This is a genomic window from Desulfomicrobium salsuginis (assembly GCF_054657795.1).
This window is the reverse complement of record NZ_BAAHYA010000002.1, coordinates 1,380,362-1,395,038: the sequence shown is the minus strand read 5'-3', so window position 1 is coordinate 1,395,038 and position 14,677 is coordinate 1,380,362. Positions and strand designations below refer to the sequence as shown.

Annotated in this window: 15 protein-coding genes; 13 read left to right on the top strand and 2 right to left on the bottom strand. The window is 62.9% G+C overall.

The window, feature by feature from the left end; all coding sequences use genetic code 11:
* Positions 1 to 22: 22 nt before the first annotated feature.
* Positions 23 to 490 (top strand): NiFeSe hydrogenase maturation protease, encoded by a 468-nt coding sequence (hysD, locus tag ACYQ3G_RS13390; protein WP_459826400.1) that lies wholly within the window; start codon positions 23 to 25, stop codon positions 488 to 490.
* A 64-nt stretch (positions 491 to 554) separates the two neighbouring features.
* On the opposite strand, the gene ACYQ3G_RS13385 is transcribed toward hysD, so the two are convergent.
* Positions 555 to 1,118 carry a DUF2059 domain-containing protein gene (locus tag ACYQ3G_RS13385; protein ID WP_459826398.1) on the bottom strand — a complete coding sequence of 188 codons (564 nt, stop codon included), beginning with the start codon at positions 1,116 to 1,118 and terminating at the stop codon, positions 555 to 557.
* A gap of 171 nt (positions 1,119 to 1,289) precedes the next feature.
* On the bottom strand, positions 1,290 to 2,471 hold the full coding sequence (gene purT / locus ACYQ3G_RS13380; protein ID WP_459826396.1) for a formate-dependent phosphoribosylglycinamide formyltransferase: 1,182 nt from the start codon (positions 2,469 to 2,471) through the stop codon (positions 1,290 to 1,292).
* 147 nt (positions 2,472 to 2,618) lie between these two features.
* Between purT and ACYQ3G_RS13375 the strand changes: the two genes are divergently transcribed.
* From ACYQ3G_RS13375 to ACYQ3G_RS13320, 12 genes are all read left to right on the top strand, one after another.
* Complete coding sequence (locus ACYQ3G_RS13375) at positions 2,619 to 3,170, top strand: glycine cleavage system transcriptional repressor (protein WP_459826394.1); 552 nt, start codon at positions 2,619 to 2,621, stop codon at positions 3,168 to 3,170.
* Positions 3,171 to 3,180: 10 nt separating this feature from the next.
* Positions 3,181 to 4,554 carry a PFL family protein gene (locus tag ACYQ3G_RS13370; protein ID WP_459826392.1) on the top strand — a complete coding sequence of 458 codons (1,374 nt, stop codon included), beginning with the start codon at positions 3,181 to 3,183 and terminating at the stop codon, positions 4,552 to 4,554.
* Positions 4,555 to 4,616: 62 nt separating this feature from the next.
* Positions 4,617 to 4,994: a hypothetical protein gene (locus ACYQ3G_RS13365; RefSeq protein ID WP_459826390.1), complete on the top strand. Its 378-nt coding sequence runs from the start codon at positions 4,617 to 4,619 to the stop codon at positions 4,992 to 4,994.
* 477 nt (positions 4,995 to 5,471) lie between these two features.
* Positions 5,472 to 6,221 carry a cytochrome c3 family protein gene (locus ACYQ3G_RS13360; protein WP_459826388.1) on the top strand — a complete coding sequence of 250 codons (750 nt, stop codon included), beginning with the start codon at positions 5,472 to 5,474 and terminating at the stop codon, positions 6,219 to 6,221.
* A gap of 7 nt (positions 6,222 to 6,228) precedes the next feature.
* Positions 6,229 to 7,425, top strand: coding sequence for a 4Fe-4S dicluster domain-containing protein (locus ACYQ3G_RS13355; protein WP_459826386.1), 1,197 nt, complete (start codon positions 6,229 to 6,231; stop codon positions 7,423 to 7,425).
* A gap of 57 nt (positions 7,426 to 7,482) precedes the next feature.
* Positions 7,483 to 8,439: an RnfABCDGE type electron transport complex subunit D gene (locus ACYQ3G_RS13350; protein WP_459826384.1), complete on the top strand. Its 957-nt coding sequence runs from the start codon at positions 7,483 to 7,485 to the stop codon at positions 8,437 to 8,439.
* Positions 8,440 to 8,444: 5 nt separating this feature from the next.
* Positions 8,445 to 9,026: an RnfABCDGE type electron transport complex subunit G gene (gene rnfG / locus ACYQ3G_RS13345; RefSeq protein WP_028575950.1), complete on the top strand. Its 582-nt coding sequence runs from the start codon at positions 8,445 to 8,447 to the stop codon at positions 9,024 to 9,026.
* 27 nt (positions 9,027 to 9,053) lie between these two features.
* The gene (gene rsxE / locus ACYQ3G_RS13340; protein ID WP_028575951.1) at positions 9,054 to 9,773 is read left to right on the top strand and encodes an electron transport complex subunit RsxE; all 720 of its coding nucleotides are present in this window, start codon (positions 9,054 to 9,056) and stop codon (positions 9,771 to 9,773) included.
* A gap of 18 nt (positions 9,774 to 9,791) precedes the next feature.
* The gene (locus ACYQ3G_RS13335; RefSeq protein ID WP_028575952.1) at positions 9,792 to 10,367 is read left to right on the top strand and encodes an electron transport complex protein RnfA; all 576 of its coding nucleotides are present in this window, start codon (positions 9,792 to 9,794) and stop codon (positions 10,365 to 10,367) included.
* Between the two features lie 19 nt (positions 10,368 to 10,386).
* Positions 10,387 to 11,268 (top strand): RnfABCDGE type electron transport complex subunit B, encoded by an 882-nt coding sequence (gene rnfB / locus ACYQ3G_RS13330; RefSeq protein WP_459826381.1) that lies wholly within the window; start codon positions 10,387 to 10,389, stop codon positions 11,266 to 11,268.
* 27 nt (positions 11,269 to 11,295) lie between these two features.
* Positions 11,296 to 12,309 (top strand): FAD:protein FMN transferase, encoded by a 1,014-nt coding sequence (locus ACYQ3G_RS13325; protein WP_459826379.1) that lies wholly within the window; start codon positions 11,296 to 11,298, stop codon positions 12,307 to 12,309.
* Between the two features lie 274 nt (positions 12,310 to 12,583).
* Positions 12,584 to 14,626, top strand: coding sequence for an AsmA family protein (locus ACYQ3G_RS13320; RefSeq protein ID WP_459826377.1), 2,043 nt, complete (start codon positions 12,584 to 12,586; stop codon positions 14,624 to 14,626).
* The last annotated feature ends 51 nt before the right edge of the window (positions 14,627 to 14,677 follow it).

Sequence of the window (14,677 nt, the reverse complement as noted above, 5' to 3'; positions counted from 1 at the left end):
GCAGGATTTCGGAGAGCATGGCATGAAAAGACTTTTGGTGCTTGGGGTGGGGAATCTGCTGCTGACCGACGATGGGGCGGGGGTGCACGCGGTGCAGGACCTGTCCCGGGAGGAGTGGAACCCCGATGAGGTCGATTTTCTGGATGGCGCGACCTTCACCCAGGACATTTTCTACGTTTTTCAGGAATACGAGCGGGTGCTGGTCCTCGATTGCGTCAAGGGCGGCCGCGAGCCCGGCACCATCTACCGTTTCACCGAGGATAATCTGCGGGAGAACGGGGAGCAGCGCCTCTCGCTGCACGACATCGACCTCCTCGATTCCCTCAGGATGGCGGAGCTGCTCGGCCACAAGCCGCAGACCCTCGTCGTCATCGGCATCGAACCCCTGACCATCAGCGACTGGTCCATGGAACTGTCCGAACCCGTCAAGGCGAACTACCCGAAGTACCTGGAGGCCGCCCGGCGGGAAATCCGCGCCCTGTTGGCCTGACATCAATATAAAAGGCTCCGCCGGCAGCAACCGACGGAGCCTTTCATTTACTTCGCGGCAAAACCTATTCTTTCTTGCCTTCCTTCGATCCGGCCGGCGCGGCCTTGGCGGCCGGAGCCTCCTGGCCGGGAGCCTGCGCGGCCGCGGGCTCGAATTCCTTGCGCATTTCCTCGGTCAGGGTTTCGAGCTTGGGCACCACGCCCTGCATGTAGGTGCGGGCCACGGTCATGCTCTGCTGCATGAGCTCGGGCATCTTGGACGTGACCTTCTTGCCGAGGTCGGACTTGTAGAAATCCACCAGGCCCTTGGTCTCCTCTTCGGTGAAGACGGACGTGTACAGGTCCAGATACTGCGGCTTGACCTTGTCCCAGGCCATGTCCTCCTTGAGGATGGCGTCGAAGCGCTTGGAATACTTGTCGAGCTTGGGCTTGTCGGCTTCCTGGACGTTCATCTGGGCCGTGATCTGCTGGAAGATCATGGTCACCTGGGCCTTCATCTTTTCCATGACCATGTCGCCTTCGGTGATCTTGATCAGTTCCTCGGCCAGGGCCCGGTGCTCCTTTTCCCCGGCGACGGCCGTGGAGCAGGCAAGCATGAAACACAAAACAAAGGCAAATTTTCTCAACATGTTGTCTCCTTAAGGGAAGGGCGGGGACCGGTCGTTTGGGCTGGGCGGATGCGCGACGCTCGCGTGCCGGAGGGGGGCGGATATCGCCTGGACGGCTGCTCTCTAGTCCAAGCGGAGGCGGAAGACAAGTGGCGCGGGGACAGGCCTGGACCCGTCCCCGCACCGCGCGGCTCAGAGTTCGACCGTCACGAGGGACGCGGCTTTCTTGGCCTTGTCCACGGCCTTGTCGATGCTTTCGTCCCGGGCCACGACCACGCCCATGCGGCGCTTGCCGCCGACCTCGGGCTTGCCGAAGAGGCGCAGGTCCGTGTCGGGTTCGGCCAGGGCTGCTTCGAGGTTGCCGAAGCGGACCCGGTTCGATGTGCCTTCGACCAGGATGACGCTTGAGGCTGAGGGACCGTGCTGGCGGATGACGGGCACGGGCAGGCCCAGGATGGCCCGGGCGTGCAGGGCGAACTCCGAGAGGTCCTGGGAGATGAGGGTCACCAGGCCCGTGTCGTGGGGGCGCGGGGAAACCTCGCTGAAATAGACCGTGTCGCCCTTGACGAACAGTTCCACTCCGAAGATGCCGCGGCCGCCCAGGGCGCCCGTCACGGCCTCGGCCATGCGCCGGGCCTCGGCCAGGGCGGCGGGGCTCATGGGCTGGGGCTGCCAGGACTGCTGGTAGTCGCCGTCCTTCTGGTAGTGTCCGATGGGCTCGCAGAAGGTCGTGCCGCCGATGTGGCGCACGGTCAGCAGGGTGATCTCGTAGTCGAAGTCCACAAAGCCCTCGACGATGACCTTGCCCTTGCCCGTGCGGCCGCCTTCCTGGGCGTATTTCCACGATTTCTCGGCGTCGGCCGGAGTCTTGACCACGGACTGCCCCTTGCCCGAGGAACTCATGATGGGCTTGACCACGCACGGCGTGCCCACGGCCTCCACGGCCGCCAGGTATTCCTCGTAGGTTTCGGCGAAGCGGTAGGGCGAGGTGGCCAGGCCCAGTTCCTCGGCCGCCAGGCGGCGGATGCCCTCGCGGTTCATGGTCAGCTTCGCGGCGCGAGCCGTGGGGATGACCGTGAAGCCCTCGGCCTCCAGTTCCAGCAGGGTGTCCGTGGCGATGGCCTCGATCTCGGGGACGATGTAGTCCGGCCGCTCGCTCTCGATTATGCGGCGCAGGGCCTGCCCGTCGAGCATGGACACCGTGTGGGAGCGGTGGGCGACCTGCATGGCCGGGGCATTTTCGTACCTGTCCACGGCGACGACCTCGACGCCGAGGCGCTGCAGTTCAATGACCACTTCCTTGCCCAGTTCGCCGGAGCCGAGCAGGAGCACCTTGGTGGCCGTGGGGGAGAGGGGGGTTCCTATGTGCGCCATGTGTACCTCGCAGTAAAATTGATGTGTTCGGTGGCCGAAGCCCTAGCCCAAGTCGCCGCGGTTGGCCAGAGCGGGGACGGGATAAGGCTTGACGCATGCCCGCGCCGCGGGCCATAGATCGTGACTTTCCTGAGGATCGGAGGTTCCATGAACAAATTCGTATTGTCGGTCATCGGCAAGGACAAGCCGGGCATTCTGGCAAAAATATCGACCATTCTGTTTGCGCACGGCTGCAACATCGAGGACGTCAGCCAGACCATTTTGCAGACGGAGTTCGCATCCATATTCATCGTGCTCAACCCCGAGGGGCACCCCCTGGACACGATCGGCGCCGCGCTGAACGAGGCCTTGGGCGGCATGGGGCTGAGCGCCCATCTGAGTCCCATGACCTCGGCCGTCGCGCCGGTCCCGGCCCAGAGCCAGCCCTTCGTCATCACCACCCGCGGCGTGGACAAGCCCGGCACCATCTCGGCCGTGACCACGGCCATCGCCTCCCTGGCCTGCAACGTGGTCAACTTCCGGGCCATCATCACCCAGGAGGACGGCGTGGACGAGATGATCATGATCTTCGAGGTCGACATGCCCATGGGCGTCGATCATCGGCAGCTTCGGCAGGTCATGCAGCAGGTTTGCGCGGGCTTCGGGCTGGACGTCTCGGTCCAGCACCGCGAAATTTTCGAAACGATTCACCGAGTCTAGGAGGCCCGACATGCTCAACGACCGCGAGGTCCTCTCCACCCTGTCCATGATCAAGAACGAGAATCTGGACGTGCGCACCGTGACGCTTGGCATCAGCCTGCTCGAATGCGCGTCCCACGATCTTCCGCGTTTCACCGACGCCATATACAAGCGCATCACCACCCTGGCCAAGGACCTTGTCGCCGTCTGCGACGAGGTCGGCGACCGCTACGGCATCCCCGTGGTCAACAAGCGCATCTCCGTCAGCCCCATCGCCGTGGCAGCCGCGCCCTTCGACAGCCGCGGCATGGTCGAGGTGGCCAAGACCCTGGACCAGGCGGCCCGGGACGTGAAGGTCGACTTCATCGGCGGTTTCGGCGCCCTGGTCGAGAAGGGCATGGCCAAGGGCGACCTGGCCCTCATCGAGGCCATCCCCGAGGCCCTGGACGTGACCGAGCGTATGTGCTCGTCCGTCAACGTGGCCTCGACCCGCGCCGGCATCAACATGGACGCCGTGGGGCTCATGGGCCGCACCATCAAGGCCACGGCCGAACGCACCAAGGACCGCGACGGCCTGGGCTGCGCCAAGCTCGTGGTCTTCGCCAACATCCCCGAGGACGTGCCCTTCATGGCCGGCGCCTATCTGGGCGTGGGCGAGGCCGGTTCGGTCATCAACGTCGGGGTCAGCGGCCCCGGCGTGGTCAGGAAGGCCATCGACCGCGCCCTGCAGGACAACCCCGGCGCCCATCTGGGCGAACTGGCCGACGTCATCAAGCGCACGGCCTACAAGGTCACGCGCGTGGGCGAGATCATCGGTCGCGAGGTGGCCCGCATCCTGGCCGTGGAGTTCGGCATCGTGGACCTGTCCCTGGCCCCGACGCCCAACGTCGGCGACAGCGTGGGCGAGATCTTCCAGTCCCTGGGCCTGGGCGCCATCGGCGTGCCCGGCTCCACGGCGGCCCTGGCCATGCTCAACGACGCGGTCAAGAAGGGCGGCGCCTTCGCCAGTTCCCGCGTGGGCGGCCTGAGCGGCGCGTTCATCCCCGTCAGCGAGGACCTAAACATCGCCGCAGCGGCCGCCGGCGGACAGCTCTGCCTGGAGAAGCTCGAGGCCATGACCGCGGTCTGCTCCGTGGGCCTGGACATGGTCGCCCTGCCCGGCGACACCACGGCCGAGACCATTTCGGCCATCATCGCCGACGAGATGGCCATCGGCATGATCAACAAGAAGACCACGGCCGCCCGGCTCATCCCCGTGCCCGGCAAGAAGGCCGGCGACAAGGTGCATTTCGGCGGCCTGCTGGGCGAAGCCGAAATCATGCCCGTGCGCAGCAACGCCGTCTCGGGCGGCTTCGTCAGTCGCGGCGGGGCCATCCCCGCGCCGCTGCAGGCGCTCATCAACTGAGGTTGAGGCTGACCGGGTTTTGGGATAGCGGGCGGTGCATGACATCACCGCCGGAGGGATCCATGAACACCAAGGACGTTTTCGGGAAGGACCGGGTAGCGGCAGCCCTGGCCGCGGGCACCATTCTGCTCCTGTTCGTCTTCTTCTACGCCCTGCACCAGAACGTGGCAGGGCTCGGCCGCGAAATCGAGGAGCTCAAGCGCCTCAACGGCGCGGTGCTGGAACTGGATGCGCGCCATGCCGTCCTCGACGGCAAGGTCACCGAGCTTGCGACCCTGCCGCGCCGTACCTCGGCCATGGCCATGGAAAATCAGGTCAAGGCCATGGCCCACGCGGCCGAGGATCTCGACCGCCGGCTCGACGGTCGGCAGCGGGAACGGCTCGCCGCCGTCCGCGCCCTGCTGCAGGAGATCGGCGAGGACTTGCACGAGACGAAATGATCTGTCGCGACATCGCTGCCGACCGTCTCGAACGAGACCGCGCGTCATTTTCGTGGTCGCGTTCGTCGGGATGGCGGCAGTCCGTTCGATAAATGGCAAGGAGCCCCTCCTTCAAGGGGATGACGACGATTGAAAGAGGGCCCGGGAGTGCAGACTTCCGGGCCCTCTTTTCATTGTGCTGCAGCGTTTGCCCGAGGAGGCGGGAGGGCGTTTTGGCGGTGCGGATTGCAGGTGCGCCGGTCTGGGCGCGGTTTTCGCGTATGACGTTCACGGTCGATAAAATCTGATTAAAACAGTTGAGTTACAGAATGTTTCGAGATTTATGTTTACAAAAAATCGATAATTGAATAGGGCAACACGCAGGCCTATTTTTCAATAGGTTTAAATCGTCCAGCTGTTTGTATCTTGTCTGAGATGGATGCTTGCGGGAAGCATCCTGTCTTTAGTTGCGTCAAACCGGAGCACAAGGACACTGCCTTGAAAAAACGTTACGTACCCATCACCATTGTCTGCGGTATGTTGGCAATCCTGGCCCTGGGCGGCCAGTTCACGCCAGCCCCTTCGGAAGAGCTGCCTGTTCGTCTTCGGTTGGACAATAAAGGCGGCGATGTAGTTTTCACCCACTCGCGTCACGTGAAATACGTAGAGAGTAGTGGCGGGAACTGCGCGAAATGCCACCATGAAAGCGAGACGCCGGGCCTGACGCCGCTGCCGTGCGGTTCCTGCCATGCGACCGAGTTCGACGCCAAGTTCACTTCGGACCATCAGACCCAACTGCCGGCCGACACCTGCACCCGCTGTCACCATGCCGAGATGGGCAAGCTCAAATGGAGCCATGACGACCACGTGAGCCAGTACACGACCGCGTGCACCGACTGTCACCATGACACGAGCATCGAGGCCGAGCCGGGCGCGTGCAACCAGTGCCACGGCGAAAAGGCCGACGGCAACACCCCTGCCCTGCGCGATGCGGTGCACGCCAAGTGCGAAAGCTGCCACGCCGAGATGTACGAAAAGAAGCTGGAGGGATGCAGCGAGTGTCACGAACTGCTTCCCGGCAAGACCGGCCCCGCGCAACCTTCGTGCAACTCCTGCCATTACGATACGGACGCCACTCCGTTGCCGCATCGCATGGATTCGTTCCACGATCAGTGCATGAAGTGTCACGAAGAGGCTGGCAAAGGGCCTTTTGGCGATAAATCCTGTACCCGCTGTCATACCAGGTAAGACCATCATGATGAAATTACGCCTGAACACCTCGGTTGAAATCAAGGGCAGTCTCCAGGACATCCCCGCACCCGCTGCTGTCCGGATTCCCATTCAGAAGAAGCACAAGCCCGTGGTCAAGAAGAAGCAGATCGTCGGGCGCGGCCAGGTCATCGCCGAGAACCCGTCCAAGGGTGCCTACAATCTCGGTTTCGTCCATGCGAGCATCGACGGCATGGTCGAGGACATCCTGCCCGATGCCATCATCATCGGCCCCATCCCCGCGCCCAAGGAAGGGGAGGAGGCGGCCGTCCCCGCGCGTCCCGCCCCCTGCGCTGAACTCGACACGCTGGCCGGCGAGGACCTCTGCCGCAAGCTGCTCGAACTCGGCATCGACACGAGCGGTCTGCACGCCACCCGCACCCTCATCATCAACGGCCTCAACCCCGAGCCAGGGGTCATCGTCAGCGAACAGCTGGTCAAGGACGCCCAGGTCACCCTCAAGGCCGGCATCCAGCTTATCGAGAAGGCTCTCAAGCCCGGCACGATCAAGCTTGTGATCGCCTCGGGCAAGCAGATCTCCCTGCATGGCTGCACGACGGTGGGCGCCAGCGACGCCTACCCGGCTACCATCGACCCCCTCGTGGTCTATGCGGCCACGGGTGCCGAACGGCCCGACAACGTGGACGTCATTTCCGTCGCGGAGCTCTATGCCGTGGGCCGCGTGGCCGAGACGAAGCTGTCCCTCACGGAGACCGTGGTCAGCATCGGCGACAAGACCTTCGTCGCCCCCGTGGGCATAGCCGTGCAGGAACTCCTGAGCGCGGCCGGCGCATCTGCAGGAACGGACAAGAAGGTCGCCCTCGGCGGGCCCATGCGGGGCGAGGCCATTTTCGATCTGTCCGCAGGCGTCCCGAAAAACTGCTCGGCTGTCACGCTGGTGGAGGAGGGGCTCTTTCCTCCGGTTCAGCCCAACCCGTGCATCAATTGCGGCGAGTGCGTCCTGGCCTGTCCGGCGCGCATCCAGCCGGGCATGCTGTCCCGTTTCGCCGAATTCAAGATGTTCGACAGCGCGAGAATCGAGCATGTCGGTGCCTGTCTGGAATGCGGCATGTGCACGTTCGTTTGTCCGGCCAACCGGCCTGTTTTGCAATACATTCTCTTGGCCAAGCAATTCCTGGCTGCCCAGGATGCTGATGTGGCGACCTGTCGACTCCAGGATTGATGACATTGCCGTTCTTTTTGGTGCAACAAGATAAGAACAAAGAAAGGATAAGAGCACATGGCTAGCCAGGAAGTTACAAAAAATTTATTCAGCGTGTCTTCGGCGCCGATATGGCACTGCGGAAGAACCGTCCGATCGACGATGCTGCATTCGCTGCTGGCTCTTCTGCCTGCCGCGATCATGGCAGTGTACCGTTACGGTTATGATGCGGTTGAAGTGATCGCTTGGGCGGGGCTTACGGCGGTCGTGACGGAATTCCTGATGCAGAAGTGGATGGGTCAGGAATCGACTGCGGATGATTACAGCGCCTTGTTCGACGGCGTTGTCTTCGCGTTTCTTCTGCCGGCGACGGCCCCGGTCTGGATGGTGGTCATCGGCAGCGCCGTGACGGTCATCCTCGGCAGGATGGTCTTCGGCGGGTTCGGAGGCAGCCCGGTCTGCGCCCCTGCTATCGGCTGGGCCGTCTTGACGGTTTCCTGGCCGGACTTCATGGACCTCAACGGCATGCTCCTCAAATGGGATCTCGTCGAACCCTTGAGCGAACTCAAGTACTTCGGGGTCGATGCAGTTTCGGGCATCTCCAACACGTCCCTGCTGCTCGGGAGCAATCTTGGAGCGCTGGGAGCCTCGCAGGTGCTGCTGGTTGCTCTGGGCGGCGTCTACCTCCTGGCGACCAGGCAATTGCGCTGGTTCATCCCGGTTTCTTTTCTGGTCGGCGTGTTCCTCACTGGGCTGGTTTACAACATGATCGACCCGAAGCTCTACGCGCCGCCTCTGTTTCATCTCCTGTCCGGCGGGACCATGCTGGCCGCCTTTTTCCTGATGCCGTACCCGTCCTCCTCGCCCGTCTGGAAGCTGCCCATGCTGCTGTATGGCCTGTTCGGAGGCGCCCTGCTGATCATCATCCGGACCTACGGCATTTATCCTGACGGGGCCGTCTTTGCTGTACTGCTGATCAATTTGTGCACTCCCCTTATCGATCTCATTCAACCCAAGCCCTTTGGGGGGAGGTAGTCGCCATGATGGAAATCGTTCGCATGATTGTCGTTCTCTCGGCTATCACGGGACTGTCCGGGTTCGTGCTGTCCGGCCTCAAGGTCTGGACCACGCCCATCATCGAAGAGCAGGTGCTCATGAACGTGCAGGGGCCGGCCTTGAAGAAGATTTTTCTTGAAGGCACCAACGACCCCATTGCCGACAGGAAGAAGATGCCCAAGCCCGGTGACGAGAGTCAGACGATCAACGTCTTTCCCTCGATCAAGGACGGCAAGCTCATCGCAGTGGCCATGGAGGCCGCGGGCAAGGGCTACGGCGGCGACGTGAACGTCCTCGTGGGCTTCGACGTGACCAAGGACACCATCCTGGGCATCGGCGTCACGACCCACAAGGAGACCCCTGGTCTGGGTTCGCGCGTTGCGGAGCCAGCCTTCACCAAGCAGTTCAAGAACCTCGCCCTGGACAAGGCCGCGCTCAAGAAGGACGGCGGCGGCATCGACGCCGTGTCCGGTGCGACCTTCTCCTCCATTGGCGCATCGGCTGCGGCCAAGCAGGCTGCGACATGGTACACAAGTCTCAAAGACTCCATCAAGACTTCCTGGTAACAGAAGATTTTTCTAAGGAGCTATAGAATGGCCAGCTTGGTGCAAGAATTTACCAAAGGGTTGTGGAAGGAAATTCCGCCGTTCCGCCTGGTGCTGGGCCTGTGTCCGACACTGGCCGTGACGACCAACGCCGAGAACGGTCTGGGCATGGGCGCGGCGGTCGTCTTCGTGCTCGCCCTGTCCAACGTCATCATTTCCCTTGTACGCAACATCATTCCCAAAAAGGTGCGTATCGCCTGTTTCATCGCCATCGCGGCCTCGCTGGTCGTGGCGGTGGAGATGCTCATGCAGGCCTTCGCTTTTCCGCTGTATCAGCAGCTGGGCATCTTCGTGCCTCTCATCGTCGTGAACTGCATCATTCTCGGTCGCGCCGAGGCCTTTGCGGGCAAGAACCCGCCCCTGGCCTCCCTGGCTGACGGCTTGGGCATGGGCATCGGTTTCACCATGTCGCTGACCTTTCTGGGTGCGATCCGCGAAATCTTCGGCGCCGGAAAGCTGTTCGGCGTGGGCCTCTTCGGGCCGGATTTTCATCCCTTCACGTTCATGGTGCAGGCCCCGGGCGCGTTCGTGTGCCTCGGTCTCATTCTGGCGGGCATGAACTATCTGACCATCTGGCAGGCCAAGAGAAAGGGCGTGGAGCTTGACCCCAATTTCGACGCCGGATGCTCGGGATGCGGCGCCTGCAAGATGATGGACAAGATTGCCGCCCAGAAGAAGCTGGAACGCATGGAACCGGCCAAAGGCTAACTCTAGGGAGAGTGACTCATGGAAATTTTCCTCCTTTTTATTTCAGCCATCTTCGTCAACAACATCCTGCTGGCGCAGTACCTTGGCAACTGTCCCTATCTGGGGTGCTCCAAGGAGAAAGGCGTCGCCATCGGCATGGGCGCGGCGGTTCTGTTTGTCACGGTCCTCGCGACGGTGATCACGTTTCTTTTTCAAAAGTACGTCATGGTGCCGTTCCATCTTCAATACCTGCAGACGATTTTCTTCATCCTCGTCATCGCGGCGCTGGTTCAGTTCGTCGAGATGTTCCTGAAGAAAATGGTGCCGCCCCTGTACAAGTCCCTGGGTATTTTCCTGCCGCTGATCACGACCAACTGCGCCGTGCTCGGCGTGGCCATCCTCGTGCAGCGTCTGGAATTCGACCTCGTGACCGCCACGCTGTACTCCATAGCCGCCTCGCTGGGCTTTCTGCTGGCGATCGTGCTGATGGCGGGCATCCGTGAGCGTTTCGCCGTGACGCGGATCCCGCGGTCCATGCAAGGCGTCCCGAGCGGTCTGATCATGGCGGGGATCATGTCCCTGGCATTCCTGGCCTTCAAAGGCATGATAGCTTAACGAAGCGGAGAGAGTACGTATGATCATCGAGTCAGTTGTCTCCTTGTTTGGACTAGGCTTTGTCTCGGCCAGCGTTCTGTCCGTCGCTTCAAAGCTGCTCGCCGTGGAAGAGGACCCTCGCCTCGAGGTGGTTGTCGAGGCCCTGCCCGGCGCCAACTGCGGCGGCTGCGGTTTCGCCGGATGTGAGGCGTATGCCGCAGCGGTCATCAACGACCCGAGCACGCCGCCGAACAAGTGCTGCGCCGGTGGCCCGGATGTGGCCAAGCGCATAGCCGAATTGACCGGCAAGGCCGCCGGCGACGCCGACCCGATGGTGGCTTTTCGCCGCTGCGTCAAGGTCGAGGGCAAGGTGGCCAAGAAGTTCGATTACTTCGGCATCCAGAGCTGTGCTGCAGCCAAGCTGGTCCAGGACGGCCCCGACGCCTGCAAGTATTCCTGCCTCGGCTTCGGGGACTGCGTCCGGGCCTGCCCCTTCGACGCCATGTGGATCGAAGGCGATCTGGTGCACATCTCTCCCGAAAAATGCACCAGCTGCGGCACCTGCGTGCGCACCTGCCCCAACTCCATTCTGGAGCTCATCCCCAGGCGTTCGCGCGTCATGGTCTTCTGTTCGTCCCAGGACAAGGGCAAGGCCGTGAAGGACGTCTGCGAGGCCGGCTGCATCAGCTGCGGCGCGTGCATCAAGAAATGTCCGGCCCAGTGCATCACCATGGTCGACGAGCGTATCCACATCGACCACAAGGCTTGTCTGGCGTACGGTCCGTCCTGTGGCGAGGCCTGCGTCGAGAAGTGCCCGCGCGACATCCTGCGCTGCCTGAACCCCGACATGATCTCCGCCGCCCCCGATACGGAGCCGGCCAGATACCCTGAAGAGTCCCATGTCGCGGACCTGCAAGCCTAACCACGCCACAGAATCGGAGCAACGAACATGAAGCATGCGACTCAGATACACGACCGCCGGGCTTTCCTGAAAACCCTGGGCGTTCTCGCTGCCGGTGCGGCACTGGCTCCCGCCATCCGGGTTCTTCCGGCCTTCGCCGCGTCAGGGGTGATCAAAACGTCCGAACAGCGGATGCTCATGGGCACCTTCGTGAGCATGACGGTGCTCGCCCCGTCGCAGGGACTCGGCGAGGAGGCCACCGGCCGCGCCTTCGCCGAGGTCGAGCGCCAGATCGGCATTTTCAACCGTTTCGACCCGTCCACGGCCCTGTCCGCCCTCAACCGCGATGGGCGTTTGAACGGCGCTCCCCAGGAACTTTTGGACGTCGTCGCCTTCAGCGGCGATCTGCACCGGCGTTCCTCCGGGAGGTTCGACGCGACCATCGCCCCTGTGGTCAACCTGCTGGAGCGCAGTCACGGCAAGCCTGACGCCCAGGACATGAAGGAGGCGCTGGCGCTGGTCGACGGTTCTCGGCTGCGCAGCAGCGGTTCGAACCTGCGCTTTGACGTCGCCGGCATGTCTGCGACCCTTGACGGCGTGGCCAAGGGCTACATCGCCGACAGCGCGGCCGAAGCCCTGACCAAGGCCGGCGTGGTCAACTTCCTGATCGACGCCGGCGGCGACATCCGGGTGGGTGGCGCGTCCGACGGTCTGGTCCGTCCCTGGCGCGTGGCCATCGAGGATCCGGACAAGCAGGGCAACTACCCGGCGGTAATCGACATGAAGGCCGGCGCCGTGGCCACGTCCGGCGGTTACGAGGTCTTCTTCGACCCGTCGAAGAAATCGCATCACCTGGTCGATCCGGCCAGCGGCGCTTCGCCGCAGTACGTACGTAGCGTCAGCGTGAAGGCCCCGACGGTCAAGGAAGCCGACGGCCTGGCCACGGCCCTGAGCCTCATGCACCCGCGCGAGGCCCTGCGTCTCACGGAGTCCATGCTCGGTCACGACTGCCTGCTGATCACCTCCACCGGAGCGCGTATCTCGTCGTCTACCTGGGGCTGATCCCGTATTCCGCACGTTCATGGAAAAGCCGGCTCTGCCGGCTTTTCCGTTTTCTTGGCCCCAGCAAACCGCTTGATCCGGGCTGATCCATTTCCACGGCCATCTTCCCTTTATTCCGGCCTGTTTTCCCGTTATGCTGACGCGAAGCGTCCCAAGACGTTTCGGAAGACCTGCGGATTTCCATCCGCGGCTTTGGCATTGCGCCGCACGTGTCCCGGTCAGAGACTTTGTGCGTGGACACTCAGCAAATCATCATCCACGGATGGGTACGAATATGGCTTCGAAATGGATCTTGCGTGCCGTGCTCGTTGCGGTTCTGGGCCTTGCCGCTCTTGCGGGCGTTCTTTTCTTCGGGATCGACCCCAATGATTTCAAGCCTCAGATCGTGTCAGCCGTACGCGAAAACACTGGCCGGGAACTGATCATCGACGGTGACCTCGAACTAAGCCTCTTTCCGTATCTGGCCGTATCGATAGATGGCGTGCAACTGCGCAACGGCCAGGGTTTCGAGGGGCCATTCCTGACATTGAAGAACGCGCGCCTCAAGGCGCGGTTGTTCCCTCTTCTCCTGTCACGTCTGGAGGTCGTGGCCTTGGATGTCGAGGGCCTGTCAGTTTTCCTTACCCGTGACGCTGGCGGTCGCGGAAACTGGATGGATCTGGCCACGCCGGAAGAGCCCTCGGGAGCCGGTGGCGGCGGTTCCATGTTGAAGCGCGACAAGCGGGTGCCGGTTCTGGCCTCGCTCATCGTGGACGGCCTGAGCGTTTCCGAGGCGCGCGTGGTCTGGGACGACCGGCTCAAGGACAACCATTTCGATGTAAGCGGGATTCACCTGGACGTCTCGGATTTCGCCTTCGGGGAGCCGTTCGACGTGGACACGAGGGCTGCCGCGATCATCGGGGACATGAGCGGTGAACTGGATTTTTCAGCCAAGGCCGTCCTCGAACTGGACCGCCTGGAGGCGGAGAAGCTGAACCTGACCGCGCGCCTCAGCGGGGAAGGGCTCCCTCGGAGTCCGGAAACCATCACCCTGTCGGCCGACTATTTTTCCACGGACGGTCGTCTGGACAACGGGCGGATGCAGGGGCTGGGGCTCGACGTGCGTTTCGCCACCAGACAGATGCCGGGCGCAGGCAGTGCGGGCAACATGGAGGTGGCTCCTTTCAGCCCCAAGGACGCATGTGCGCGCCTGCACCTCCCGCTTCCGGCTTTCCATGATCCAAACGCCCTGGAGCGGATGGAGTTTTCGTGCGACTGGGCCGCCGTGGACGAGGGGATCGATGTATCTGATCTTCGTCTTGTCTTGGACAATTCGACCATGCTGGGCGGCATTTCGGTGCAGGGGCGGAAGAACCCGTTCGTTTCCCTTGATTTGCGCGTGGACAGCCTGAACTTCGACCGATACCGCATCCGCCCGGCCGAAAGCGCCGGCCGGCCGTCGTCAGAAACGGGCGAACCCAGCACCCTGCCCATGCGCGAACTGCGGGCATTGAACGGCAACGCGACTCTGGCCGTTGGCGACCTGACCGCGGCCAATGTCCGCTGCACTGAAGCCCTGCTGCGCGGTCATGCCGCAGGCGGGCGGCTGGTTCTCGACGAGGTGGCGGCAAGCGCATACGGTGGACGGTTGCAGGCGTCTGGCGCTCTGGACCTCAGGACGGACACCCCGGCGTATTCCTGGAGTCATGTGCTCTCCGGTCTGCAGATCGGCCCGTTGCTCGGGGCGTTGCATGGTCAGGAGTTCGTGACGGGCACTGCGGGCGGTTCGGCATCCGTCGAGACGAAAGGGCACGCCGTGCCGGTCTTGCTGCGCAACCTGGGAGGAACATATGATTTCAGGGTCGTGAACGGGGCGTTGAACGGCGTGAACATCGGCGCAAAGGTGCGCGACGGCATCCGGGCGTTGAAGGGGCAGTCCGCGGGCCCGGCGGAGCCGGAGCGGACGGTGTTTTCCGTGCTTTCGGGAAGCGGGAGTATCGTGCGGGGGGTGGAGACGAGCCGCGACCTGCTGCTGTTGGCGCCGCGTTTCCGCATCACCGGCGGCGGCCAGACGGATTTGGTGCCCATGGTCATGGACTATCGCCTCACGCTGCACCTCGATGGCAGCGAGGGCACGTTCGACGAGGGCGCGCTCGGGTTGCGCAGTTTCCCCGTCCGCGTCAGCGGCCCTGTCCATGAACCGACCATCGCGCCGGACACGAATGCCGTGCTGCGAAGCCTCGGCCTGTCCGGCAGCAGGGCCGTGGGCGATGCCATCAAGGGTGTGGGTTCAGGCCTGAACAAGGGCCTGGAAGGGCTGAAGCAGCTTTTCAAGTAAACGCGTGTTGAGTCCCATCACCGCACCGCGGCCGACAGCAATGAAGAAGGT